This is a genomic window from Variovorax sp. MSC1_012 (assembly GCF_023667525.1).
Classification (GTDB): domain Bacteria; phylum Pseudomonadota; class Gammaproteobacteria; order Burkholderiales; family Burkholderiaceae_C; genus Variovorax; species Variovorax beijingensis_B.
Genome location: NZ_CM174443.1, coordinates 4176408 through 4199201, shown reverse-complemented (window position 1 = coordinate 4199201; position 22794 = coordinate 4176408). Strand labels below are relative to the sequence as shown.

Annotated in this window: 24 protein-coding genes; 7 read left to right on the top strand and 17 right to left on the bottom strand. The window is 69.6% G+C overall.

The window, feature by feature from the left end:
- Positions 1–21 precede the first annotated feature (21 nt).
- The 8 genes from L1081_RS19625 to hydA form a co-directional block, all read right to left on the bottom strand.
- Positions 22–807 carry a fumarylacetoacetate hydrolase family protein gene (locus L1081_RS19625; protein WP_489413675.1) on the bottom strand — a complete coding sequence of 262 codons (786 nt, stop codon included), beginning with the start codon at positions 805–807 and terminating at the stop codon, positions 22–24.
- Positions 783–2162 (bottom strand): amidase family protein, encoded by a 1380-nt coding sequence (locus L1081_RS19620; RefSeq protein ID WP_489413674.1) that lies wholly within the window; start codon positions 2160–2162, stop codon positions 783–785. Before L1081_RS19620 ends, L1081_RS19625 begins: the two co-directional genes overlap by 25 nt.
- Before the next feature lie 6 nt (positions 2163–2168).
- Entirely contained in the window at positions 2169–3212 is a 1044-nt protein-coding gene (locus L1081_RS19615) for a TRAP transporter substrate-binding protein DctP (RefSeq protein ID WP_489413673.1), read from the bottom strand.
- Positions 3212–4504, bottom strand: coding sequence for a TRAP transporter large permease subunit (locus tag L1081_RS19610; protein WP_489413672.1), 1293 nt, complete (start codon positions 4502–4504; stop codon positions 3212–3214). The genes L1081_RS19615 and L1081_RS19610 overlap by 1 nt, the downstream gene beginning before the upstream one ends.
- Positions 4501–5160, bottom strand: a complete 660-nt coding sequence (locus L1081_RS19605; protein ID WP_489413671.1) for a TRAP transporter small permease subunit — start codon at positions 5158–5160, stop codon at positions 4501–4503. Before L1081_RS19605 ends, L1081_RS19610 begins: the two co-directional genes overlap by 4 nt.
- Positions 5161–5171: 11 nt before the next feature.
- On the bottom strand, positions 5172–6251 hold the full coding sequence (locus L1081_RS19600) for a TRAP transporter substrate-binding protein DctP (RefSeq protein WP_489413670.1): 1080 nt from the start codon (positions 6249–6251) through the stop codon (positions 5172–5174).
- A gap of 175 nt (positions 6252–6426) precedes the next feature.
- The gene (locus L1081_RS19595) at positions 6427–7263 is read right to left on the bottom strand and encodes an IclR family transcriptional regulator domain-containing protein (RefSeq protein ID WP_489413669.1); all 837 of its coding nucleotides are present in this window, start codon (positions 7261–7263) and stop codon (positions 6427–6429) included.
- A gap of 60 nt (positions 7264–7323) precedes the next feature.
- Complete coding sequence (gene hydA / locus L1081_RS19590; protein WP_489413668.1) at positions 7324–8751, bottom strand: dihydropyrimidinase; 1428 nt, start codon at positions 8749–8751, stop codon at positions 7324–7326.
- Between the two features lie 124 nt (positions 8752–8875).
- Between hydA and L1081_RS19585 the strand changes: the two genes are divergently transcribed.
- Positions 8876–9601: an aspartate racemase/maleate isomerase family protein gene (locus tag L1081_RS19585; RefSeq protein ID WP_489413667.1), complete on the top strand. Its 726-nt coding sequence runs from the start codon at positions 8876–8878 to the stop codon at positions 9599–9601.
- 30 nt (positions 9602–9631) lie between these two features.
- On the opposite strand, the gene L1081_RS19580 is transcribed toward L1081_RS19585, so the two are convergent.
- Positions 9632–10036 (bottom strand): phage holin family protein, encoded by a 405-nt coding sequence (locus tag L1081_RS19580; protein WP_489413666.1) that lies wholly within the window; start codon positions 10034–10036, stop codon positions 9632–9634.
- Between the two features lie 40 nt (positions 10037–10076).
- A complete protein-coding gene (locus L1081_RS19575; RefSeq protein WP_489413665.1) occupies positions 10077–11018 on the bottom strand; it encodes a LysR substrate-binding domain-containing protein in 942 nt (313 codons plus the stop codon).
- A 176-nt stretch (positions 11019–11194) separates the two neighbouring features.
- Between L1081_RS19575 and L1081_RS19570 the strand changes: the two genes are divergently transcribed.
- The 4 genes from L1081_RS19570 (at position 11195) to L1081_RS19555 (ending at position 14676) form a co-directional block, all read left to right on the top strand.
- A complete protein-coding gene (locus L1081_RS19570; protein WP_319428416.1) occupies positions 11195–12394 on the top strand; it encodes an acyl-CoA dehydrogenase in 1200 nt (399 codons plus the stop codon).
- Positions 12395–12405: 11 nt separating this feature from the next.
- On the top strand, positions 12406–13644 hold the full coding sequence (locus tag L1081_RS19565; protein WP_489413664.1) for a CoA transferase: 1239 nt from the start codon (positions 12406–12408) through the stop codon (positions 13642–13644).
- Between the two features lie 25 nt (positions 13645–13669).
- Positions 13670–14101, top strand: coding sequence for a VOC family protein (locus tag L1081_RS19560; protein WP_489413663.1), 432 nt, complete (start codon positions 13670–13672; stop codon positions 14099–14101).
- Between the two features lie 194 nt (positions 14102–14295).
- Positions 14296–14676: a helicase SNF2 gene (locus L1081_RS19555; RefSeq protein ID WP_489413662.1), complete on the top strand. Its 381-nt coding sequence runs from the start codon at positions 14296–14298 to the stop codon at positions 14674–14676.
- Between the two features lie 9 nt (positions 14677–14685).
- Here L1081_RS19555 and L1081_RS19550 read toward each other — a convergent pair whose 3' ends face one another.
- A complete protein-coding gene (locus L1081_RS19550; RefSeq protein ID WP_489413661.1) occupies positions 14686–15144 on the bottom strand; it encodes a CopD family protein in 459 nt (152 codons plus the stop codon).
- Between the two features lie 99 nt (positions 15145–15243).
- On the opposite strand from L1081_RS19550, the gene L1081_RS19545 reads away from it, so the two are divergent.
- The gene (locus L1081_RS19545) at positions 15244–16074 is read left to right on the top strand and encodes an isocitrate lyase/phosphoenolpyruvate mutase family protein (RefSeq protein WP_489413660.1); all 831 of its coding nucleotides are present in this window, start codon (positions 15244–15246) and stop codon (positions 16072–16074) included.
- 16 nt (positions 16075–16090) lie between these two features.
- Entirely contained in the window at positions 16091–16672 is a 582-nt protein-coding gene (locus tag L1081_RS19540; RefSeq protein WP_489413659.1) for a uracil-DNA glycosylase family protein, read from the top strand.
- Here L1081_RS19540 and L1081_RS19535 read toward each other — a convergent pair.
- From L1081_RS19535 to L1081_RS19510, 6 genes are all read right to left on the bottom strand, one after another.
- Positions 16669–18345 carry an amidohydrolase family protein gene (locus tag L1081_RS19535; protein ID WP_489413658.1) on the bottom strand — a complete coding sequence of 559 codons (1677 nt, stop codon included), beginning with the start codon at positions 18343–18345 and terminating at the stop codon, positions 16669–16671. The genes L1081_RS19540 and L1081_RS19535 overlap by 4 nt on opposite strands.
- A gap of 2 nt (positions 18346–18347) precedes the next feature.
- Complete coding sequence (locus tag L1081_RS19530; RefSeq protein WP_489413657.1) at positions 18348–19343, bottom strand: tripartite tricarboxylate transporter substrate-binding protein; 996 nt, start codon at positions 19341–19343, stop codon at positions 18348–18350.
- A 58-nt stretch (positions 19344–19401) separates the two neighbouring features.
- Positions 19402–19761: a cupin domain-containing protein gene (locus L1081_RS19525; protein WP_489413656.1), complete on the bottom strand. Its 360-nt coding sequence runs from the start codon at positions 19759–19761 to the stop codon at positions 19402–19404.
- A gap of 25 nt (positions 19762–19786) precedes the next feature.
- Positions 19787–20794, bottom strand: coding sequence for a zinc-binding dehydrogenase (locus L1081_RS19520; RefSeq protein WP_489413655.1), 1008 nt, complete (start codon positions 20792–20794; stop codon positions 19787–19789).
- A 335-nt stretch (positions 20795–21129) separates the two neighbouring features.
- On the bottom strand, positions 21130–22020 hold the full coding sequence (locus L1081_RS19515) for a 3-keto-5-aminohexanoate cleavage protein (protein ID WP_489413654.1): 891 nt from the start codon (positions 22018–22020) through the stop codon (positions 21130–21132).
- Entirely contained in the window at positions 22017–22781 is a 765-nt protein-coding gene (locus tag L1081_RS19510) for an SDR family oxidoreductase (RefSeq protein WP_489413653.1), read from the bottom strand. The genes L1081_RS19515 and L1081_RS19510 overlap by 4 nt, the downstream gene beginning before the upstream one ends.
- Positions 22782–22794 lie beyond the last annotated feature (13 nt).

The window sequence follows — 22794 nt, the reverse complement described above, 5'->3', positions numbered from 1 at the left end:
AGCGATGCCCGCGAACGAATGTCAGAACGAAAGGGCCACTGGCGCCAGCTCGCCGATTTCCACGCGCACGGCCGTGCCCGCCGACGCGAACAGCATGCCGGTGCACGAGCCGCTCGTGACGATCTGCCCGGCCTTGAGCCCGCTGCCGCGCGCGGCGCAATGGTTGGCCAGCCACACCAGCAGCGCGCCCGCGTCGGGGCTCGGATGCTCGCCCACGGTGTGCGCGACGGTCTGCCCGTCGAAGTGCAGCGCGGCCTCCGCGCGCTGCAGGTCGAACCAGGCCGGCGCGAAAGGCTGGCGCTGTCCCAGCACCAGCGCGCCATGGCTCAGCAGGTCGGACAGCAGGGCGTTGGCATCGGCCCCGAACCAGTCGGCCAGCCGGGTCTCGACGATCTCGATCACCGGCAGCACCGATTTGACGGCGCCTGCCACATCGGCCAGCGTGTAGGGCGCGGCGCGCGGCGGCAGGTCGGCGCCGAGCTGGAAGCCGACCTCGGCCTCGATGCCGCGCAGCCGCCATGCCGGGCCCTGCAGGCGCACGCCGCCGGGCAGCAGCCCCTCGGCCGGCAGCGGCGCGCAGGTGGGCTCCTGGCCGGGCGCGCGCGCGCCGACCTTCCAGCCGCCGACCGGGCCGATCGCCGCCAGCGTGGCGTCCTGGATGGCATAGGCCTCGGCGCGGCTGGCCGTCTGCAGCAGCGCCGAGGGCACGCGCCGGCCCTCGCGCCGCGCGAGGTGCAGCGCGTGCGCGGCGCTGGCTGGCGCAAGGCCGCCGGCCGCCGCACTCACAGGGCGGGAAAGCGCTGCCACGGATGGGCGCGTTCGAATTCGCGGGCCAGCGCCAGCAGCGCGTCATCGCCGCCTTCGCGCGCGACCAGCTGCAGCCCCACCGGCAGGCCCTCGGCAAAGCCGCATGGCAGCGCGATCGCGGGCAGGCCCACGGCATTGACGAAGCCCGCGAACACCGCATGGCCGCGCGGGCCGACCTCGCGGCCGTCGATGCGCGGCGGATGCGTGTCGGCCGCGGGCCAGGGCAGCGCCGCGGTCGCGGGGGTCAGCAAGAAGTCGTGCTGCTCGAACAGGCCCGCGAGTTCACCGCGCAGGCGTTCGGCCTCGAACAGCAGTTCGAACAGCTCGCGCGCGGAGGCGGCGCGGCCGGTCTCGGTGTTGGCCTGCATCGCGGGGCCGAACAGCGCGGGGTCGAAGGGGCGGGGAGAGAGCTCTCGCGGATGGTCCACCAGCCAGGCCAGCCCCACCTGCGCGAGCAGGGGCCAGCGCTGGTTCACCGCCTCGGCCAGCTCGAAGCGCGGCAGCGTCGTGACCTGGTGGCCGAGCGCGGCCAGGTTCTCGGCGGCGGCATCTACCAGCCGCGCGATGCGCGGGTCTACCGGGTGGTCCGCGAAGCGCGGCAGGTAGAGGATGCGCGCGGGCTTGGCTTCATGCGGTGCATCGGCCGCCGCGCGCGGCGCGATCGCCCGCATGACCGCGGCCACGTCGTCCACGCAGCGCGCCATCGGCCCCACCACCTCGAAGTCCAGAAAGATCGGCGGCAGCCCGTTGCCGCGCCGTACGCGGCCGCGCGAGGGCTTGAGTCCGACGAGGTTGGTGTGCGAGGCGGGCCGGCGGATGGAGCCGCCGCCATCGGTGCCCAGCGCGATCGGGCAGCCGCCCGCGGCCACCAGCGCCACCGCGCCGCCCGAGGAGCCGCCGGGCGTGAGCGCCGGGTTCCACGGATTGCCGGTGGGACCGAACACCGGGTTGGCGGTATAGCCCTGCATCGTGAACTCGGGCACGTTGGTCTTGCCGAAGATCACCGCGCCGGCTTCGCGCAGCCGCGCCACCGGCAGCTCGTCGCGCTCGGCGACCAAGTCGGCCAGCGCGCGGCTGCCCCAGTGCGTGGGCAGGCCGCGCACCTGCAGGTTGTCCTTGATGGTGGCCGGCACGCCGTCGAGCGCGCCGAGCGCCCGGCCCGAGCGCCAGCGCGCGGTGCTTTGCGCGGCGGCCTCGGCCGCGCCTTCGGCATCGAGCACCACCAGCGCATTGAGCCGCGGGTTCACGTCGGCCGTGCGCGCCAGGCAGGCCGCGAGCGCCTGCTCCGGCGTGAAGGTGCCGGCGCGAAAACCATCGGCGAGCTGGGCCGCCGTGAGTTGCCAGAGTGCTTTCATCGTGGCTTACCGCAGGCCCACCACCGGCGCGACGACCTGTTTCCAGGTGGCCGAGCACTTGTCGTAGGACTTGTCGCAAACCTCGGCCCACAGCGGCAGAGAGACCGCGCCGACCGCGTCGCGCACCAGCTTCTGGTCGGCCGGCTTCACCGGCACTTCCTTCATGGCGTAGCGCTTGCCGAGCCTGCACGGCTCGCGCCCCACGTTGCAGCGCGAGGCGTCGTCCCACAGTTCGCGCGAATAGGCCCAAGTGTCGGTCTCCAGCTGCTGGAAGGCGGCAGTCATCCTGGCTTGCTGCTCGGGCGGCAGCGCGTTCCACTTCTTCAGGTTGATGGCGTAGGCGACGAAGTGGATCTGGAACCCGATCGGCATGACGTGCGTGGTCACGTCGGGCCAGCCGGCCGAGTTGGCGGAGCTCGGCCCGGTGATCGCGCAGTCGACCACGCCGCGCTCCAGCGCCTGCTGCGTCTCGGTGAATGCAAGGGCCACCGGAATGCCGTCGAGCCGCTCGATGAAACGCGCGAGCGACTGGTCGCTGACGCGTACCTTCTTGCCCTTGAGATCGGCAAGGCCTGCAATCGGGGTCTTGCAGAACATGATCTGCGGGCCGAACGGATAGGTGCCCAGCAGCTTGGCGCCGTGGCGTTCCTGCAGCCGTGTGTCGAGCGGCGCGCGGTAGGCATCGACCACCTTGCGCGCGGTGTCGTAGTCGGTCGAGAGGCCGACGATGTCGGGGCCGAGCAGGAACGGGTCGTCGCGCGAGACCTGCGCGAGGCGCAGCGCCACGATGTCGAACAGCCCCGACTTGACCACGCGCAGGCCGTCGGCGTCCTTCATGCCGAGCACGTCGAGCGGCTTGTACTCGGCATCGATCGGCAGCCCGGTGTTCTTCGCGAAGTTCTCGAAGAAGGGCTGTTCCCTGTTCTGCTGGATGAGGCCGCCGGACACCAGGCTGCCCGCCACGCGCAGCCGCGTGTTCTGGGCCAGCGCGGGCAGCGCCAGGGCGAGGGCGGCCGCGGCAACGAGGGCGAGCTTGAGTTTCTTCTTCATCACATGCGCCCCGGCAGCCAGGTCACCAGCTGCGGCACGGCCAGCAGCAGCAGGGTGAACAGGATCATGATCAGCGCATAGGGCAGCGCCCCGTAGATCGCGTCCTCGATGCCGCCCTTGTCAGGCCGGATGCCGTGCACCACGAACAGGTTCATGCCCACTGGCGGCGTGATGAGCCCAAGCTCGCACATCAGCACGATGAAGATGCCGAACCAGATCGGGTCGACGCCCAGTGCGGTCGCGATCGGATAGGTGATGGGAATGGTGGCCACCTGCATCGACAGCACGTCCATGAACATGCCCAGCACCAGGTAGAACACCATCAGCGCGAGGATCAGCCCCGTGGCCGACAGGCCCAGGCCCGAGACCCACTTGGTCATGGCCTCGGCCACGCCGGTGAGGCTCACCGTCAGGTTCAGCACGAAGGCCGCCACCACGATCAGCAGGATCATGCCGCTCACCCGCGCGGTCGAGACGAAGCAGTTGCGCATCAGCTCCCAGCTCAGCTTGCCCGAGTGCAGCACGAAGCCCAGCGCCGCAATCACGCCCAGCGCGGCGCTTTCGGCCGCGGTGGCAATGCCGAAGTAGAGGCTGCCCATGACGATGCCGAACACCACCGCCGGCGGCACCAGGTGCACCAGCGCGCGGATGCGCTGGTCCAGCGGCACCTTGGGCTCGCGCATCGCGTTGCCGCTCGCCAGGCTGGAGCCCGCGATCCAGAGCATGAAGAAGCCGGTCAAAAGCAGGCCCGGGATGATGCCCGCGATGAACAGCTTGCCGATCGAGTTGTTGGTGAGGGAGCCGTACACGATCATGTTCACGCTGGGCGGAATCAGGATCCCCAGCGTGCCGCCGGCGGCCAGGCTGCCGAGCGATGCGCGCATGGAGTAGCCGCGCCGGTGCAGCGAAGGCAGCGCCACGGTGCCCACCGTGGCGGCGGTGGCCACCGACGAACCCGAGGTGGCCGCGAACAGCGCGCAGCTGCCGATGTTGGTGTGCAGCAGCCCGCCCGGAAGCCGGCCGAGCCAGGCCGACAGCGCGATGTACATGCGGTCGGCAATGCCCGAGCGCAGCAGCAGTTCGCCGAGCAGCACGAACAGCGGCACCGAGGTCAGCAGGTTCTCGTTCTGCACGCCCCAGACCACGGGTGCGATCGAGTCCATGAAGGGCGTGCCGTAGGCCGCGATGCCGCCGACGATGCCCACCAGCGCCATCGACACGGCAATCGGCATGCCGACCAGCATCATGCCGAGCATCGCGAAGAACGCGAGTCCTATGACGAACAGGTTCATGGCTTGTCTCCTTCGCCGGGCAGCGCGGCCTGGCGCACCGCGAGGTCGTCGAGCTCTTCCTTCAATTCTTCCTTGGCGCTCTTGGGATGGAAGTCGGCATTCAGCGCCGCGATGTTGCCGCCGAGAAGCAGCCTGGTGGCGCGCAGCGCGAGCCCGCAGGCCACCAGCGCGAAGATCACCAGCCCCGCATACCAGACGCCCTGCGGAATGATCAGCGGCGTGGCCCAAGGCGTCTGCGCGGTGCTGCGGTAGGCCATGGTGTCGCCGATCACCTTGAACGCCACCCAGCCGATGAACACCGCGAGCGCCGCCAGCGACACCGTCGAGATCCAGTTCAGCAGCGCCTGCACGCGGGCCGGAAACTTGTCGTGGAACACGTCGACGCGGATGTGGTTGCGGCCCATGAGCGCCAGGCTGAAGGCAATGGTCGAGCCCACCGCGAGCGCATAGCCGCCAAGCTCGTCCGCGCCCTGCAGCGAGATGTTGAACAGCTTGCGCGCGGCGGTCTCGACGGTCACGATGACCGACAGGCCGAGAAAGATCACGCCGAAGATGGTGGCCAGCACCGTCTCCACGCGCGTCTTGAAGTCGACGCGCCGCGGCGCGCGCTGCGCTTCCTCAGGCGACGCGGCGGTGGGCTGCGGCCGCTCGCTCATGGCCGCGCTGCTCACTTGCTGAGCCCCAGCACCGGCGCCACGGTCGCCTGCCAGCCCTTGGAACAGCCTGGGTTCGACTTGTCGCAGACCTCGGCCCACACCGGCAGCGACACCTTGCCGACCGCGCTGCGCACCAGCTCGAGGTCGGCCGGCGTGACCGGCACGTCGACCAGCTTGAACTTCTTGCCGGTGGTGCATGGGTCCCTGCCGGCGTTGCAATTGAGCGCGTCGCGGAACAGCTCTTCGGAGTACTTCCACACCTCTTCGGTCAGGCCGTCGAAGGCCGCCTTGAGCTTGGCCTGCTGGTCGGGCTTGAGCGCGTTCCACGATTTCATCGTCATGCCGTAGCCGTTGAGCGCCATCTGGAAGCCGATGGCCAGCTGGTGCGTGGTGACTTCGGGCCAGCCGGCCGAGTTGGCCGAGCTCGGCCCGGTGATGGCGCAGTCGACCACGCCGAGCGACAGCGACTGGTGTGTGTCGGCGAACGACACCGGCACCGGCGTGCCGCCCACCATCTCGATGAACTTGGCCAGGTTCTGGTCGTACACGCGCACCTTCATGCCCTTGATGTCGGCCAGCGAGGCGATCGGCTTCTTGCAGAAGAGGATCTGCGGGCCGAAGGGCCACACGCCGAGCAGCTTCACGTTGAACTGCTGTTGCAGCCGCGCATCGACCGTGTCGAAATAGGCCTTGGCCACCTTGCGGCCGGTGGCGTAGTCAGGCGCGGCGCCCACCAGGTCGAGGCCCAGGATCGTCGGCTCGTCGCGCGAGTTCTGCGACACCCGCAGGGAGACGATGTCGAACAGGCCCGCCTTCATCACGCGCAGCTGCTCGGTGTCCTTGATGCCGAGCGTGTCGATGGGCTTGTAGTCCACATCGATCGGCAGGCCGGTGCGGGCGGCAAAGTTCTCGAAGAAGGGCTGTTCCTTGTTCTTCTGGATCAGCCCGGTGGCCAATGGCTGGCCGATGGCCTTCAGCTTGATCCGGTCCTGCGCCTGGGCGGCGGGAAGGGCGAGCACGGTGGCCAGCGCGAGCACGAAGGTTGCGGCGAACAGTTTTGAAAAGGGCTTGGCAAGAGGGCGCATCGGCATGATTTCTCCTGGGAGGGCAGAGGTGGGCGGATCGGCAGGGCGGTACTGGAGGAGGCCATTGAACCGCGCCGCAAGGCACGCGCGCGGAGTTTTCCGCGCACCGGGAACGGTGAAAAAAATCGTTGCGGATCAAGCACTTGGCGCTGCGCGCCGGTGGAAGAAGCGGGGCGGGCGGCTACTTCGGGCGCCCGCCGTAGGCCGCGGTGATCTCGTCGGCGGCGGCGCGCACCGTGGCGCCGAGTTGCGCGAAGTCGGCCGCCTTGATGCGCTGCGTCGGCCCCACCAGCGAGATCGCGCCGAAGGGCTGGCCGTGCTCGTCGCGGATGGCGGCGGCAATGCAGCGCAGGCCCACGGCGTTCTGCTCGTCGTCCACCGCATAGCCCGCACGGCGCACCTCGCCCAGCGTTTCGTGCAGCCGCGACGCGCGCGCGATGGTGTTGGGCGTGAGCTTGGGCAGCCCGTAGGTGCGCAGGTACTGCAGCACGTCGTCCTCGGCCATGGCGGCCAGGATGGCCTGCCCCATGGCGGTGCCGTGCAGCGGTGCACGGAAACCCGGCTTGCCGATGGCGCGCATCAGCTCGCGGCTTTCCACTTGCGTGACGAACACGATGTCGCCCAGGTCGGCAATGCCCAGGTTGATGCTTTCGCCCGAGCTGTCGCGCAGCCGCCGCATCACCGGCAGCGCCAGGTGCGCGATGCGGCGCCGGCGCCCGAAGGCCGCGCCCACCGAGAAGCAGCGCACGCCCACATACCAGAGGCTGGTTTCGCGGTCGAACTGGACGAACTGGCGCTGCTCCAGCGTGGTGAGCAGGCGGTGCGCGGTGGACGACGACAGGCCGCTGCGCGCCGCGATGTCGACCAGGCGGTAGCCCTCGTCGTCGTCGGCCAGCAGTTCGAGCAGCTGCATGGCCCGCGTGAGCGATTGCACGGTGCCGTCGCCGTCGCGGTCGATGCGCATGACCTTGCCGGCGGCCTTGGAGGAGGAGGAGCGGGGGGAGCTGCTGTCCGTCATGACGAAATCCTTGCAAGTTGCACGCCACCCAGCGGCCTCCGGCACGCCCATCGCACCCGCTCAGCCGCGCCGCCGGGGCTGCAGCGTGGGCGCGCCGCATGGCAGGAAGCGCCCGTGCCCGGTGCGCCCGGTGAAGGCCGCGCCGTCCCACACCACCTCGCCGCGCGCCAGCGTCATGGCCGGCCAGGCCGACAGGCGCATGCCTTCGTAGGGCGTGTAGTCCACATCGTGGTGCAGCCGTGCATTGCCGAGCACGAACTCGCGCTCCTCCCAGATCACCAGGTCGGCGTCGCCGCCGACCGCGATGCTCCCCTTGCGCGGATGCAGTCCGTAGGCCTTGGCCGGGTTGGTGGCGGTGAGCTCGACGAACTTCTGCGGCGTGATGCGCCCGGCCATCACCCCTTCGGACCACAGCAGCGCCATGCGAGTTTCCAGGCCCGGAATGCCGTTGGGAATATGGCGAAACCCGACCTCCTGGCCGCCCGGCTTCTTGCCCTCGGGATCGTCGAAGCAAAACGGCGCGTGATCGGACGAGAACACCGTGAAGAGGCCGTCGTTGAGCCCGTCCCAGATCACCTGCTGGTTGGCCTTGTCGCGCGGCGGCGGGCTGCACACGCACTTGGCGCCCTGGTAGCTGTCGTCCAGCCCCAAGTCCTCGGCCGTGAGGAAGAGGTATTGCGGGCAGGTCTCGGCAAACACGTGGAGCCCGTGCGCGCGCGCCCAGCGGATCTGCTCGACCGCCTCGCGGCCCGACACGTGCACGATCAGGATCGGCACGTCGACCAGCTCGGCCAGCGCAATCGCGCGGTGCGTGGCCTCGCGCTCCACCAGCATCGGCCGCGCATGCGCGTGGTAGCGCGGCGCGGTGCGCCCGGCGGCCTCGAGGCGGCGCGTGAGCCACTCGATGCAGTCGGCGTTCTCTGCATGGATCATGGCCATGGCGCCGTGCTCGCGCGCGACGTCGAGCACGTCCAGCACCTGGCCGTCGTCGAGCTTGAGGTCGTCGTAGGTCATGTAGATCTTGAACGAGCTGTAGCCCTCGCGGATCAGCGCCGGCAGCTCCTCGCGCAGCACCGTGGGCGTCGGGTCGCTCACGATCAGGTGGAAGGCATAGTCGACGTGCGCCTGGCCTTCGGCGCGGCGGTGGTAGTCGTCCACCGCCGCGCGCAGCGACTGCCCCTTGGCCTGCGCGGCGAACGGAATCACGGTGGTGGTGCCGCCGCAGGCCGCGCTGCGCGTGCCGCTGGCAAAGCCGTCGGCCATGCGCATGGGCGCGGGCATCGGCTGGTCGAGATGGCAGTGGGCGTCGACGCCGCCGGGCGTCACCGGGCGGCCGGCCGCGTCGATCTCGCGCGCGCCGCCGGCCAGCGCGAGGCCGAGCTGCACGATGCGCCCCTCGCGCACCCCGATATCGCACTGGAAGGTGTCGCTGGCCGTGACGGCCTGCGCATTGCGGATCACCAGGTCGAAGGCCGAGTGGGAGCTCATGGAAAGGCGCGCCTCATTTTTGTCAACAAAAGATATTCAATATTGTCGACATAATCATCAACAATCAAGCGGCCGGAAGCAGTGATTACGCTGATGCCGGCCATCCGCACTCCAAAGGAAACCCATGACGCGCCCCATTCGCCTTGGCGTGCTCACGCCCTCGTCCAACACCGCGCTGGAGCCGCTGAGCAGTACCCTGGCCGCTTGCGTGCCGGGCTGCAGCGCCCATTTCTCGCGCTTCAGGGTGACGGAGATCTCGCTCTCGGCCGCGGGCCTGGGCCAGTTCGACGACAGCAAGATCCTTGCCGCCGCCGAGCTGCTGGCCGATGCGCAGGTCGACGTGATCGGCTGGAGCGGCACCTCGTCGGGCTGGCTGGGCTTCGATGCCGACCGGCGCCTGGTCGAGCGCATCCGCGAGCGCACCGGCATCGCCGCCACCACCGCCGTGCTGGCGCTCAACGAACTGCTGGCGCTGCGCGGCGTGAAGCGGCTCGGGCTGGTGACGCCCTACACCGCCGACGTGCAGCAGCGCATCGTGGACAACTACCGCGCGCTCGGCATCGAGGTGGTGGCCGAGCGCCACCTGGGCATCCGCGTGAACCACGACTTCGCGCTGGTCGAGCCGGCGCAGCTGATGGCCTCGATGCGCGAGGTGGCGGCCGCGCGGCCCGAGGCCATCACCACCTTCTGCACCAACCTGCACGCCGCGCCCCTGGCCGGGGCGTTCGAGGCCGAAACCGGCATTGCGCTGCTCGACACCGTGAGCACCACGGTCTGGGGCCAGCTGCGCGCCGTGGGGGCCGACCCGGCGCAGGTGCGCGGCTGGGGCGCGCTGTTCGGCTGGCGGTGACGGGCCCGGCTCAGGCCCGGGCTGCGCGGCCTACAGCCACTTGCCGCTGCCCGTCGGCATCTGGATGGTGGTGGCGGGGTCGCCGCTGCCCACCAGCGAATCGATCGCAATGCTCAGCAGCGAGATGAAGATGCTCGCGAAGAACGCGGTCCAGAAGCCCGAGAGCTTGAATCCGCGCACCAGCGCGGCCACCAGCATGATCATCAGCGCGTTGATCACCAGCAGGAAGAGGCCGAGCGTCAACAGCGTCAACGGCAGCGTGAGCACGATCAGGAGCGGCTTGACGACGGCGTTGGCCAGGCCCAGCAGCAGGGCCGAGATCACGAGCGCGGAAGTGTTCTCGAACTTGATGCCGCGAAAGATCAGGCTGGCCACCCACAGCGACAGCGCAGTGATGGCCCAGTGCACGAGAAAGGGAGCGAGGTTGTTCAGCATGGTGTGAGGAGCGCAAGACGGTGCGCGATGGTGCGGACCATCATATCGGCACTGTCTCAGGCGGCGCTGCGCTGCGCTGCGCCTCGGCCAGCAGCCAGTCGCTGAAGAACTTCAAGAGCGGCCGCTGGTCGGCGCGCTCGGGCGTCACGAGGTAGTAGTTGCGCTCGCCCGACAGCGGCCGTGCGCAGGCCACCACCAGTTCGCCGCGCGCGAGCTCGTCGGCCACCAGCATGGTCGGCATCAGCGCCACGCCCAGGCCGTGCGAGGCGGCCGCGGCCAGTATGGAAAACAGCTCGTAGCGCGGCCCGCCGCGCGCATTGGGTGCATCGACCTGCTGCGCGTCGAACCACTGGCGCCAGCCGTCGGGCCGCGTGCTCTGCTGCAGGAGCGGCATCTGCGCGATGGCCGCGGGTGCCACGGGCTTGCCCCTGCGTCCGGGTGACTGCAACAGCGAGGGGCTGCACACCGGCACCACGTCCTCGTGCATCAGCATGAGCGCGCGCGTGCCGGCCCAGTTCTCGACCTGCGCGGGCGTGCCGGCATACAGCGCGGCGTCGAACTCCGCATCGGCAAAGAGAAAGGGCCGGGTGCGCGTCTCGATGTGCACCACCACGTCGGGCTGCAATGCCGCGAAGCCCTTCAGCCGCGGCATCAGCCAGCGCGTGGCAAAGGTGGGCACGGCCGCCAGCGCGAGCGAGCCGCCTTCGCCCTGGTGCGCCATGGCGTCGAGTGTGTCGCGCTCCATCGCCTCGAGCCGCTTGGTGATCTGGCGCGCATAGGCCGCACCGCTGGCCGTGAGCGCCACGCCGTGGCGGGTGCGGCGGAACAGCGCCACGCCCAGGAAGGCCTCGAGCGTGCCGATCTGGCGCGACACCGCGCTCTGCGTGAGCGCGAGTTCCTGCGCGGCGCGCGTGTAGCTCTCGTGGCGCGCGGCGGCGTCGAAGCACACGAGGGTCTGCAGGGGCGGGATCTTGCGGCGCATGTATGCCGGTAGTGTATGACTGGGCGGATGCCGTCACCAATGGAAACGTCTTGTCGAATGGGTTCCAGATGTGCGCATGATGCATATCTGGGTGAGGATTCATCGTTTGCGCCCAACCCCCTGCATGGCTAGGATCGGCCCATTCCCCCTCTTTTTCCTCTTCCGGAGACAAGCACATGGCCGCCAAAGCGCAATTCCACTGGGACGACCCCCTTCTTCTCGACCAACAGCTGACCGACGAAGAACGCATGATCCGCGACGCGGCCAATGCCTACTGCCAGGAGCGCCTCGCGCCCCGCGTCATCGAGGGCTTCCGCAGCGGCGAGACCGACCCCGCCATCTTCCGCGAAATGGGCGCGCTCGGCCTGCTCGGCCCGACGATCCCCGAGCAGTACGGCGGCCCCGGCCTCAACTATGTGGCCTATGGCCTGATCGCGCGCGAAGTCGAGCGCGTCGACTCGGGCTACCGCTCGATGGCCAGCGTGCAGAGCTCGCTCGTGATGGTGCCGATCAACGAATTCGGAACCGAGGCGCAGAAGCAGAAATTCCTGCCCAAGCTCGCCACCGGCGAATGGATCGGCTGCTTCGGCCTGACCGAACCCGACCACGGCTCCGACCCCGGCAGCATGGTCACGCGCGCCAAGAAGGTGCCGGGCGGCTATTCGCTTTCCGGCGCCAAGATGTGGATCAGCAACTCGCCGATCGCCGACGTGTTCGTGGTCTGGGCCAAGGAAGTCAGCGAAAGCGGCGCCGTGGGCCCGATCCGCGGCTTCGTGCTCGAGAAGGGCATGAAGGGCCTCTCGGCCCCCGCGATCCACGGCAAGGTCGGCCTGCGCGCCAGCATCACCGGCGAGATCGTGATGGACGGCGTGTTCTGCCCCGAGGAAAACGCGTTCCCCGAAGTGCAGGGCCTGAAGGGCCCCTTCACCTGCCTCAACAGCGCGCGCTACGGCATCTCGTGGGGCGCGCTCGGTGCCGCCGAAGACTGCTGGCACCGTGCCCGCCAGTACACGCTGGACCGCAAACAATTCGGCCGCCCGCTCGCCGCCAACCAGCTGATCCAGAAGAAGCTGGCCGACATGCAGACCGAGATCACGCTGGGCCTGCAAGGCAGCCTGCGCCTGGGCCGCATGAAGGACGAAGGCACGGCCTCGGTCGAGATCACCTCGATCATGAAGCGCAACAACTGCGGCAAGGCCCTCGACATTGCCCGCCTGGCGCGCGACATGATGGGCGGCAACGGCATCAGCGACGAATTCGGCGTGGCGCGCCACCTGGTGAACCTCGAGGTGGTCAACACCTACGAAGGCACGCACGACATCCATGCGCTGATCCTCGGCCGTGCCATCACCGGCATCGCCGCCTTCGCCAACTGAACGAAGAGCGCATGACGGCCAAGCCCGCAGCCCTGGACGGCATCAAGGTCCTCGATCTGTCCCGTGTGCTCGCGGGCCCGTGGTGCACGCAGATCCTCGCGGACCTGGGTGCCGACGTCATCAAGATCGAACGCCCCGGCGTCGGCGACGACACGCGCACCTGGGGTCCGCCCTTCATCAAGGACGCGGACGGCAACGACACCGACCAGGCCAGCTACTTCACGGCCTGCAACCGCAACAAGCGGTCGGTCACGGTCGACATGGCCACGCCCGACGGGCAGGCGCTCCTGAAGCAGATGGCGGCGCAGGCCGACATCGTGGTGGAGAACTTCAAGACGGGGGGCCTCAGGCAATACGGTCTCGACCACGAGAGCCTGCGCGCGGCCAACCCGCGCCTTATCTATTGCAGCGTAACGGGCTTCGGCCACGACGGCCCGTACGCCGAGCGCGCGGGCTACGACCTGATGATCCAGGCCATGACCGGCATGATGAGCATCACCGGCCGCCCCGACGGCGAACCCGGCGGCGGCCCGCTGCGCGTGGGCGTGGCACTCACCGACCTGTTCACCGGCGTCTATGCGAGCACCGCCATTCTTGCGGCGCTGCAGGTGCGCGACCGCACGGGCGAAGGCCAGCACATCGACATGGCGCTGCTCGACGTGGGCATGGCCATCCTCGCCAACCAGGCCAGCGCCTTCCTCAACACCGGCAAGCCGCCGCAGCGCCAGGGCAACACGCACCCGAGTCTGGCGCCCTACCAGGATTTTCCGACGCTCGACGGCTCGATGCTCTTGGCCATCGGCAACAACGGCCAGTTCGCGCGCTTCTGCGAAGCGGCCGGCCATGCCGAATGGGCCGCCGATGCGCGCTTTGCGAGCAACACGCTGCGCGTGAAGCACCGCGGCGTGCTGATTCCGATGATGGAAGAGCTCACGCGCACCCGCAGCACCGCCGACTGGGTCGCGCTGCTCGAAGACAAGGCCGTGCCCTGCGGCCCGATCAACGACATCGCGCAGGCTTTCGACGACGCGCAAGTCAAGTCGCGCGGCCTGGCGGTCACGCTGCCGCGCGATGCGGGCGACGGCATCGCAAGCATCACCGGCGTCGCGAGCCCGCTGCGCCTCACGGCCACCCCGCCCGTGCTGCGCCATGCGCCGCCGGCGCTCGGGCAGCACACGCGCGAGGTGTTGGCCGAGTTCGGCATCGACGCCGCGCGCTTCGACGCGCTGCGCGCGGCCGGCGTGGTCTGAACCCCATGTAGAAAGGACGCACGCCATGGCCAACCCGACGCACAGCCCGCCGTTCTCGGTCCTGCGCATCGACCATGTCGTGCTGCGCGTGAAGGACATCGAGCGGTCGATTGCCTTCTACCGCGACGTGCTGGGCTGCCAGGTCGAGAGGCGCCGCGACAACCTGGGGCTCGTGCACCTGCGCGCCGGCTCGAGCCTGATCGACCTCGTCACGCCCGAAGGCCCGCTCGGCCGGCAGGGCGGCGCGCTCGCCGGCAAGGAAGGCCGCAACGTTGACCACCTCTGCCTGCGCATCGAGCCCTTCGACGAGGCGGCCATCCGCGCGCTGATGGCCCGGCACGGCGTGCCGGTGCATGGCGAGGTGCAGAACAACTTCGGCGCCGAGGGCAACGGGCCTTCGATCTACATCGCCGACCCTGACGGCAACGGCGTCGAACTCAAGGGCCCGGCCGGCTGACCGCAGCGCGGCCGCGACGGCCGGCTTTTTTTGTACGCCACTGTGTCCAGCCGGCGAAGCGCACACACGCGCATGCAAAACGGCCCGGATGTGGACACATCGCAGATACGGCCGGCCGATGTAATTCATCCATCGCCACGCGATATCCCGACGCAGCGATGAATGTTCATCCCATCCTTTTGAAAGACACTGCCATGAAGACCACCAAGCTCCTCCTTGCCGCCGCCGTTTTCTCTGCGCTTGCCGCCAGCGCCAGCGCCGAGGAATACCAGGGCGTGCTGCAATTCCAGCCGACCGCCAGCCGCGTCGCCGTGCGCGCCGATGCCGTCGCCGCCGCCCACGGCGCCGACCAGTACGCCGAAGGCGCCACGGCCGGCGTGCCCGTCGCCATCGCCAGCGCAACCGATCGTGCCGCGGTGCGCACGCAAGCCGTGGCCGCCGCCCGCGCCGGCGACCTGTACGCCGAAGCTGCCTCGGCCGGCCCCGCGCCGCGCCTGTCCAGCACGCTCGACCGCGCCACCGTCCGCGCCCAGGCCGTGGCGGTTGCGCACGGCATCGGCTCCCTCGGGCTGTAAGCTTGCCACCTAGCCGGCGCGTCCGATGATCGCCACGCCGAACACCGCCACGCCGAGCGCGAGATTCAGGCTCACCAGCTTGCGGACCATGTCGAGCCGCCCGGCCGCCACCGGCCACGCGCTTTCCTCCACCGCACGCCGTAGCGTCCTGAACACCGAGGCGCGGATGTACACGTAGATGCCGGCCATCACGATGGCGATGCCCATCATCGCCTCCACGCGCCAGTGCACCGAGCGGAAGCCGCCCGCGAGCAGGATCATCGCCACGCCGGTCGCGAACAGCAGCGTGACGGCCGCGTCCACGCCCACGAAGAAGCGCCGCAGCGCCGCGGCCATGGTGCGCAGCCGCAGCGGCGGCTCCAGCGTGGCGACCGCGGCGGGGCGCACCGCGAAGTGCAGGGTGGCCATGCCGCCGACCCAGAAGGCGGCGGCAAGAAGATGGATGAAGAGCAGGATGACGTAGGACATGGGGGTCGATCAGAACACCGAAAGGTGCGCTCGCGCAATCTCCACGCCGTTGCGTTAAAACCCCATCCTTCGCACGCAAGAAAGAAAGATGAGGCTTCCATGACCCGCACCGTCGCCCAGAAACGCGCCGACTTCCGCGCGCTGCACGAACAGGGCTGCTTCGCCATTCCCAACCCCTGGGACACCGGCAGCGCCCGCTGGCTGCAGGGCCTGGGCTTCAAGGCGCTGGCCACCACGAGCTCGGGCCACGCCTGGTCGCAGGGCCTGGCCGACGGAGGGCAATCGCGCGACACCGTGCTGGCCCACCTGCGCGACATCGTCAATGCCACCGACCTGCCGGTGAATGCGGACTTCGAGAACGGCTTCGCGGCCGATGCCCAGGGCGTGGCCGAAAGCGTACGCCTCGCGGTCGAGACCGGCGTGGCGGGCCTGTCGATCGAGGACTCGACCGGCGATGCGGCGAATCCGCTGTTCGAGATCGGCGTGGCGGTCGAGCGGCTGCGCGCGGCTCGCCGTGCCATCGACGCGGCCGGCGGCGACACGCTGCTGGTGGGCCGTGCGGAGAACTTCTTCGTTGGCCGCCCTGACCTCGACGACGCCATCGCCCGCCTCAAGGCCTACGCCGAGGCCGGCGCCGATTGCCTCTACGCGCCGGGCATCCGCACGCGCGAGCAGATCGCGGCGGTGGTGGCCGCGGTGGCGCCCAAGCCGGTCAACCTGCTGATCGGCTGGCCCAGCGAACTCAGCATGCAGGACATCGCCGCGCTCGGCGTGCGGCGCGTCAGCGTGGGCGGCGCGCTCGCGCGCGCGGCCTGGGGCGGCTTCGACCGCGCCGCGCGGGTGCTTGCCGAGAAGGGTTGCTTCGATGGCTTCGAAGGCGCGGCCTCGGGGGCCGATCTCAATGGGTTCTTCGGCCGGTTCTCCGAATAGCGCGCCGGCTGGCGCCATGGACGCGCTGCTGGCGGAAATCCGCGGCTGCACCGCATGTGCCGCGCAGCTGCCGCTGGGCCCGCGGCCCGTGGTGCAGGCCAGCGCCAGCGCGCGCCTGCTGATCGTCGGCCAGGCGCCGAGCCTGACGGTGCATGCCACCGGCCTGCCATGGGACGACAAGAGCGGTGAGCAGCTGCGCCGCTGGCTCGGCATCGACCGCGAACTGTTCTACGACGCCGCGCGCATCGCGATCATGCCGATGGGTTACTGCTACCCGGGCCGAGGCAGCAGCGGCGACCTGCCGCCGCGCCGCGAGTGCGCCGAGCTCTGGCATGCGCGCCTGCTCGCGCAGATGAGCCGGGTCGAGCTCACGCTGCTGATCGGCCAGTACGCGCAGCGCCACTTTTTGGGCGCGGCGCGCAAGGCCGGCGTCACCGAAACCGTCGCGGCCTTTGCGGACTACGCACCGCGCTTCATTCCGCTGCCGCATCCGTCGCCGCGCAACACCGGCTGGTTCAAGCACCACCCGTGGTTCGAGAGCGAGGTGCTGCCGGTGCTGCGCGAACGCGTGCGGCAGGCGCTCGCGCAGACCTCCTAGGGTGCCGCGGCCACCGAGGTGCCTGCCGCATCGAAGGGCCGCGCGGCATACACCACGCGCCCGCCCACCACCGTCATCAGCGACACCGTCTTGCCCATGCGCTCCAGCGGCACCGAGAAGAAGTCCTGGTCGAGGATCGCGAAGTCCGCGAGCTTGCCCACTTCGAGCGTGCCGCGCTTGCCCTCGTCGAAGCTGAACCACGCGCTGCCCGCCGTGTAGAGCCGCAGCGCCTGTTCGCGCGTGGGCGTCTCGTCGGCGCCGCGCATGGGCTTGCCGCTCACCGTCCTGCCGTCGAGCATCCATTGCAGCGCGACGAAGGGGTTGTACGAAGCCACGCGGTGCGCATCGGTGCCGGCGCCCACGTTCACGCCGGTGCGCAGCGCGCTGCCGATGGGCGGCATGCGGCGCGCCGCGTCGCCGCGCGTGGCGAGCGCGCGGTCGCCCTGGAAGTACATCGCGTCCTGCATCGTCCAGCCGATGCCCAGCGCCTTCATGCGCGCGAGCGTTTCGGGCGAGGCATCGTCCAGGTGCGCGATCGACCAGCGCAGGTCCTTGATCGGCACTTCGGCGTTGAGCTTCTCGTAGAGCCCGAGCAGGTGGTCGACCGAGCCGTTCTCCTGCCAGTGGATGGTGACCGCGAGCTTGCGCATCGCCGCCCACTTGATGAGTTCGTAGAACTTCTCCTTCGCGGCAGCGTCGGGAAAATTGTTGTTGTACATCGCGAGCGTCACGCGTTCGCCGAGGCCATTGAACTTGAGCATCTCGTCGCCGAAGCCCATCGGCAGCATCTGCGTGAGATCGCGGAACTCCTGCAGCTCGGCGCCGGGCTTCTGCGCGAACACGCTGTAGGCCACGCGCAGCGTCAGCGCCTTCTCGCGCCACAGCTCGAACAGCGCCGCGTACTGCGACGGCGCAATGCTGAAGCCGCCCGGGTCCACCAGGCCCGTGACGCCCAGGCGGTTCAGCTCGCGGAAGAAGGCGCGCGTGCCGGCCAGGTTGTCCTCGTAGGTCGGCTTGGGCAGCTTGTCGAACAGCGCCGAGATGCCGACGATGTCGCCCGTCATCCAGCCCGGCGCGCCGTCCGCTGCGGGCTTCATGCCGGCCGGCAGCGCGCCCGCCGGAACGCCGAGCGCTTCGAGCGCCTTGGGCGTCATCACCACCGCTTCGTAGAACAGCTGCACGTACACCGGATGGCTCGGCGCAGCCTCCTGCAGCTCGGCCGCGGTGGGGCGTCGGCGCTCGGCGAACTGCTGCTCGGTCCAGCCGCCCGCCACGATCAGCCAGCCGCCGGGCCGCGCACGCGCGGCCGCGGCGCGGATGCGGTCCATGGCTTCGCCGATGCTGCCGGCGCCGATCCAGTTGACCTCGATCGAGTAGCTCAGCGCTGCGCGCACCGCATGCATGTGCGAGTCGATGAGGCCGGGGATCACGGTGCGGCCGCCCGCATCCACCGTGCGCGTGATCGGGCCCGAGAGCGCGCGCACCTGCGCGGCATTGCCGACCGCCACGATGCGGCCGTCGCGCACGGCCAGGGCCTGCGCGGTGGTGGCGGCCGCGTCGAGCGTGGCGATCTTCGCGTTGGTGACGATCAGGTCGGCCGGCTGGGCCTGCGTTGCAGGCGGCAGCAGCAGCAATGCAGCCGTCGCGGCCGCCGTGAGCAGTGTGCGCAGCATGGTCAGTCGACCTTGATGCTGGCTGCCTTGACCACCTGCTGCGCCTTGGCCGTTTCATCGCCAATGAACTTGTTGAACTGCGCCGACGGCATCGTGAAGGGCTCGGCGCCGAGCTTGTCGAGCCGTTCCTTGAGTTCGGGCGAGGCCATGATCTTCGCGACCTCCGCCTGCAGCCGGTCCACCACTGGCTGCGGCGTCTTCGCGGGTGCGAAGAGCCCGACCCAGAACAGGTACTCGGAACCCGGCACGCCGGCTTCCACCGTGGTGGGCGCCTCGGGCAGCGCGGGCGAACGCTTCGCGGTGCCCACGGCCAGCGCCTGCAGCTTGCCGCTCCTGATGAGCGGCAGGGCCGACACCATCGGCGCGAAGAACCAGTCCACGCGTCCGGCCATCACCTCGGTCATGGCCTCGGGCGTGCCGCGGAAGGGCACGTGCTGCGCATCGAGCCCGGCCGCGAGGCGGAACACCTCGGCGTTCATGTGCGTGGCCGAGCCGTTGCCCGCGGAGCCGTAGTTGAGTCCGCCCGGCTTGGCCTTGGCCTTTGCGACCAGGTCCTGCACGTTCGCGAAGTGCGAAGGCGCGGTGACCAGCACGTTGGGCAGGCTCGCCATCGGCGTGATGCCGCTGAAGTCCTTGATCGTGTCGTACGACAGGCCCTTGTAGATCCACGGGTTCACGAGATGCCCGGCCGAATGCACCAGCAGTGTGTAGCCGTCGGCCGGCGCCTTGGCCGTGATGGCCGCGCCCAGCGTGCCGCCCGCGCCGGGCTTGTTGTCCACCACCACGCTGGTGCCCAGCGCGGGCCCGAGCTTCTCGGCCACGAGCCGCGCGACGATGTCGGTGCCGCTGCCCGCCGTGAAAGGCACCACGAGCTTGATCGGCTGCGTGCCGGGCCATGCGTTCTGCGCGTGCGCGACGCCGAGCGTGCTGATGGCCGCGAGCGCCGCGGCCAGCGTGAGCGCCTGCCGGCGGCTGCAGGTGTTGAATGTCTTCTTCATGCGTCTTGTCTCCGTTGATTTAATTGGGTGAGCGATGAATGACTGGAAGCAAGGAGCGCTAGCCCGGCGGCGCGCTGTTCGGCATCACCAGCGCCACCAGCACCGGCCGGTTGCTGCGGTTCTCGAGCTGCCGCTTTTCGCCGGGCGCGAAGCGGCAGCTGTCGTAGGGGCCGAGCACTTCTTCCTCGTGCGCGCCGTCGAGCTCGCCGACCACATGAAGCTGGCCTTCGAGCACGAGGTAGAGCTTCTCCATTGGCGAGCCGTCGAGCCCGGTGCGGCCGCCGGGCAGGATCTGGCTCATGCCCATCCACATCTGCGTCGAAGGCCCGGCCTCCTTGCCCTGCAGGCGCAGGCAGCGCATGTCGAAATGGTTGGGCGCCTCGTAGTGCGGCGCTTCGCTGAAACGGGTCACGTGCATGGCGGTGTTCCTTGGGTTGTTCGATTCAGGGGCGCAGCACGACGCGGTCGGTGCTGCCCGAGAGCACCAGCCGGTAGGCGTCCATCGCTTCGTCGAGCGTGAAGTGCCGCGCCACGGGAAAGGGCTTGAGCATGCCGCGCTCGAAGCCTTCGCGCATCGCATCGAGCTGGGCTGTGGAGGCCACGCAGTCCATCGCGAGCGAGTCGATGCCCACGAAGGTGTGCATGCCGCGGTAGAACGCGAAGATGTCGAAGGGCACGGCGCGTTCGTGCGTCGCAATGAAGATCTGCGTCGCGCCCTTGGCCATGGCCTTGTTGGCGGCCTCGAAGTAGGCGCTGCCGACGGTGTTGTAGACGATGTTTGCGCCGCGCCCGCCGGTGAGCTCGCGCACCTGCGCGCCCACGTCGGCATGGTGGCGTGCATCGATCACGTCGACCGGCCCGCACGCGAAGCCTTCGAACGGCCCGGCGCGGCGCTGCACCGCGATCACGCGCGCGCCGGCCTGCGAGGCCAGCTGCACCGCCGCCTGCCCGACCTTGCCGTTGGCGCCGAGCACCAGCACGGTCTGCCCGGCCTGCGGCATGCCGCTGCGCCTGAAGCCCTCGTAGGCGGTGACGAAGGGCACGCCCACCGCGCCGGCCTCGTCCATCGAGATGCCCTGGGGCTTGGCGCGCAGTGCGGCTTCGGGCAGCACGAGATAGCGCGCATGCGAGCCGTCGCGCGTGATGCCGATGTCGCCGCCCGAGCCATAGACTTCGCGGCCGATCCATTCGGCTGGACCGCTCACCACGGTGCCCGCGAAGTCGCGGCCCGGCGTGCGGGGCCAGACGGCCTGGGGCATGAGGCCGAGCGTCGCCTTGACGTCGCTCGGGTTGACCGCGGCGGCGGCGACTTGCACCACGGCGTGGCCGGGGGGAGCTGCGGGTTCGGGCTGTGGCGCGGCTTCGAGCTGCAGTACGTCGAGGTTGACGGCCTTCTCGTTCACGCGCAGTGCGCGGGAGGTGTGGGTCGTGTGCATGGCGGCGATGCTCATGTTGCGGAGTGCTTGTGTTGTTTGGATGTGCTGTTGTTCAGGGCGCGTGCACAGGCCACCGGGTACTCCCCTCCGCGAATGTCCCCCGGCCTTCGGCCTCCTCCTTGATTTCGCTGCGGGGAGCACCCGATGCCCTGTGCACGAGAGGCGCGGCGCTTGTGCTGGCGGATCAACGACCGCCCTGCCCAACGATCACGTCGATGGGGTGCCTTGCGCAGCGAAATAAAGGGGGAGGCCGCAGGCCGGAGGACATTCGCTTCGCCGCGTACCCCGTCGGCGGGATCGAGCCCTGAACAACGCACCTCAAACACAGCAGAGAAGCAGGTTCCCATCTCCTAGCTCCCCGCACCAGACAGACCCAGCATGGCGCGCGCCTCCCGCGGATTGGCAACCTCGCCGCCCAGGCTCAGCAGGATGTCGCGCGCCTTCGCCACCAGCTGCGCATTGCTCTCGGCCAGCACGCCTTTCTCCAGGTAGATGTTGTCTTCCATGCCCACGCGCACATGGCCACCGAGCAGCCAGGCCTGCGCGACGATCGGGAACTCCATGCGGCCGATGCCGAAGGCACTCCAGAAGGCGCCGCGCGGCAGCATGCTGCGGGCATACAGCAGCGTCTCGGGCGTGCGCGCGAAACCGTACTTCACGCCGAGGACGAAGGTCCACATCGCCGGGCCGTCGAGCGTGCCGTCGGCAATCAGGTCGAGGGCGAGATTGATGTCGCCCGAATCGAAGATCTCCAGCTCCGGCTTCACGCCCGCCTCGCGGATCACCTTGGCCATGCGGCGCACGTTCCTCGGCGTGTTCATCACCACGTCGGGGCCGGAATTCATGGTGTTGAGATCGAGCGAGCACACGTCGGGCCTGATCAGCGCGATGTGCTCCACGCGCTTCTCGGGCGGCAGCAGCGTGGTGCCGGGGGCGGCGATCTTCGGATCGTCCTCGCTCGGAATGAAGCGCCCGCCCGGGCCGGTCGTGAGGTTGATGACCAGTTCGCGATTGCCGCGCCGGATGCGGTCGACCACTTCGCGGTAGAGCTCGACCTCCATCGAAGGCTTGCCGGTCTCGGGATGGCGCACGTGGATGTGCACCTGCCCCGCACCGGCCTCCGCGGCGGCCAGGCATTCGTCGGCGATCTGCACCGGCGTGATCGGCAGGTGCGGCGTCTGCTCGGGCTTCACGAGGTTGCCCGTGACGGCGCAGGTGATGAGGGTCTTGGCGTTGCTCACAGGTGACGCCCTCCATCGACCACGATGCGCGTGCCGGTGACGAAGCGCATCGTCGTCGCGAGCGCCTCGACCGCGGCGGCCACGTCGTCGGGCTTGCCGATGCGTCCGAGCGGCGTGGTGCTCGCCATCTTGCCGGCGAACTCCGCGCCGCGGCCCGGCACGAAGCCCGATTCGACCGCGCCCGGCGACACCGACACCACGCGCACCGCCGGCGCCAGCGCCTTGGCGAGCGCATCGCCCACCACGTCGAGCCCGGCCTTGGCCGCGACGTATGCGAGGTTGCTGCCCACGCCCGTGAAGCCCGCGATCGACGAGATATTGGCGACGAGCCCGTCGCCGCTGTCCTTCAGCATCGGCGCGAAGGCGCGGATGGTCGCGAACACGCCGCGGAAGTTGGCGCGCAGCAGCTCGTCGATGAGTTCGTCGGTCAGCGCATCGAGGTCGCCCGCGGGAACGGGCTGAGTGTGCCCGGCGCTGTTGACCAGGATGTCGCAGCGCCCGTGCGTGGCTTTCACCTCGGCGGCCGCGGCCTGCAGGCTCGGCGTATCGACGATGTCGGCGCGGATCGCCGTGTGGCGTTGTCCGCTGGTGGAGGGCAGGGCGGCCGCGCGGGCAGCCGCATCGTCGCCCTTGCGGTGCAGCAGCACGCAGGTGGCGCCTAGCGTTGCAAGTCGCACCGCCGTGGCGTAGCCGATGGCGCCAAGGCCGCCGGTGATGACGGCAACCTTGCCGTCGAGTCGGGAAACAGGATCGAAGCTCATGGATGCAAGCGTG

What these genes read in the sequence shown, in the direction of transcription:
- L1081_RS19535 (WP_489413658.1), bottom strand. Translation starts at nt 18,345, where the DNA reads ATGCTGCGCACACTGCTCACGGCGGCCGCGACGGCTGCATTGCTGCTG.
- L1081_RS19620 (WP_489413674.1), bottom strand. Translation starts at nt 2,162, where the DNA reads ATGAAAGCACTCTGGCAACTCACGGCGGCCCAGCTCGCCGATGGTTTT.
- L1081_RS19565 (WP_489413664.1), top strand. Translation starts at nt 12,406, where the DNA reads ATGACGGCCAAGCCCGCAGCCCTGGACGGCATCAAGGTCCTCGATCTG.
- L1081_RS19585 (WP_489413667.1), top strand. Translation starts at nt 8,876, where the DNA reads ATGACGCGCCCCATTCGCCTTGGCGTGCTCACGCCCTCGTCCAACACC.
- L1081_RS19540 (WP_489413659.1), top strand. Translation starts at nt 16,091, where the DNA reads ATGGACGCGCTGCTGGCGGAAATCCGCGGCTGCACCGCATGTGCCGCG.
- L1081_RS19510 (WP_489413653.1), bottom strand. Translation starts at nt 22,781, where the DNA reads ATGAGCTTCGATCCTGTTTCCCGACTCGACGGCAAGGTTGCCGTCATC.
- L1081_RS19580 (WP_489413666.1), bottom strand. Translation starts at nt 10,036, where the DNA reads ATGCTGAACAACCTCGCTCCCTTTCTCGTGCACTGGGCCATCACTGCG.
- L1081_RS19520 (WP_489413655.1), bottom strand. Translation starts at nt 20,794, where the DNA reads ATGAGCATCGCCGCCATGCACACGACCCACACCTCCCGCGCACTGCGC.
- L1081_RS19615 (WP_489413673.1), bottom strand. Translation starts at nt 3,212, where the DNA reads ATGAAGAAGAAACTCAAGCTCGCCCTCGTTGCCGCGGCCGCCCTCGCC.
- L1081_RS19530 (WP_489413657.1), bottom strand. Translation starts at nt 19,343, where the DNA reads ATGAAGAAGACATTCAACACCTGCAGCCGCCGGCAGGCGCTCACGCTG.
- L1081_RS19570 (WP_319428416.1), top strand. Translation starts at nt 11,195, where the DNA reads ATGGCCGCCAAAGCGCAATTCCACTGGGACGACCCCCTTCTTCTCGAC.
- L1081_RS19550 (WP_489413661.1), bottom strand. Translation starts at nt 15,144, where the DNA reads ATGTCCTACGTCATCCTGCTCTTCATCCATCTTCTTGCCGCCGCCTTC.
- hydA (WP_489413668.1), bottom strand. Translation starts at nt 8,751, where the DNA reads ATGAGCTCCCACTCGGCCTTCGACCTGGTGATCCGCAATGCGCAGGCC.
- L1081_RS19605 (WP_489413671.1), bottom strand. Translation starts at nt 5,160, where the DNA reads ATGAGCGAGCGGCCGCAGCCCACCGCCGCGTCGCCTGAGGAAGCGCAG.
- L1081_RS19595 (WP_489413669.1), bottom strand. Translation starts at nt 7,263, where the DNA reads ATGACGGACAGCAGCTCCCCCCGCTCCTCCTCCTCCAAGGCCGCCGGC.
- L1081_RS19560 (WP_489413663.1), top strand. Translation starts at nt 13,670, where the DNA reads ATGGCCAACCCGACGCACAGCCCGCCGTTCTCGGTCCTGCGCATCGAC.
- L1081_RS19600 (WP_489413670.1), bottom strand. Translation starts at nt 6,251, where the DNA reads ATGCCGATGCGCCCTCTTGCCAAGCCCTTTTCAAAACTGTTCGCCGCA.
- L1081_RS19525 (WP_489413656.1), bottom strand. Translation starts at nt 19,761, where the DNA reads ATGCACGTGACCCGTTTCAGCGAAGCGCCGCACTACGAGGCGCCCAAC.
- L1081_RS19610 (WP_489413672.1), bottom strand. Translation starts at nt 4,504, where the DNA reads ATGAACCTGTTCGTCATAGGACTCGCGTTCTTCGCGATGCTCGGCATG.
- L1081_RS19575 (WP_489413665.1), bottom strand. Translation starts at nt 11,018, where the DNA reads ATGCGCCGCAAGATCCCGCCCCTGCAGACCCTCGTGTGCTTCGACGCC.
- L1081_RS19555 (WP_489413662.1), top strand. Translation starts at nt 14,296, where the DNA reads ATGAAGACCACCAAGCTCCTCCTTGCCGCCGCCGTTTTCTCTGCGCTT.
- L1081_RS19545 (WP_489413660.1), top strand. Translation starts at nt 15,244, where the DNA reads ATGACCCGCACCGTCGCCCAGAAACGCGCCGACTTCCGCGCGCTGCAC.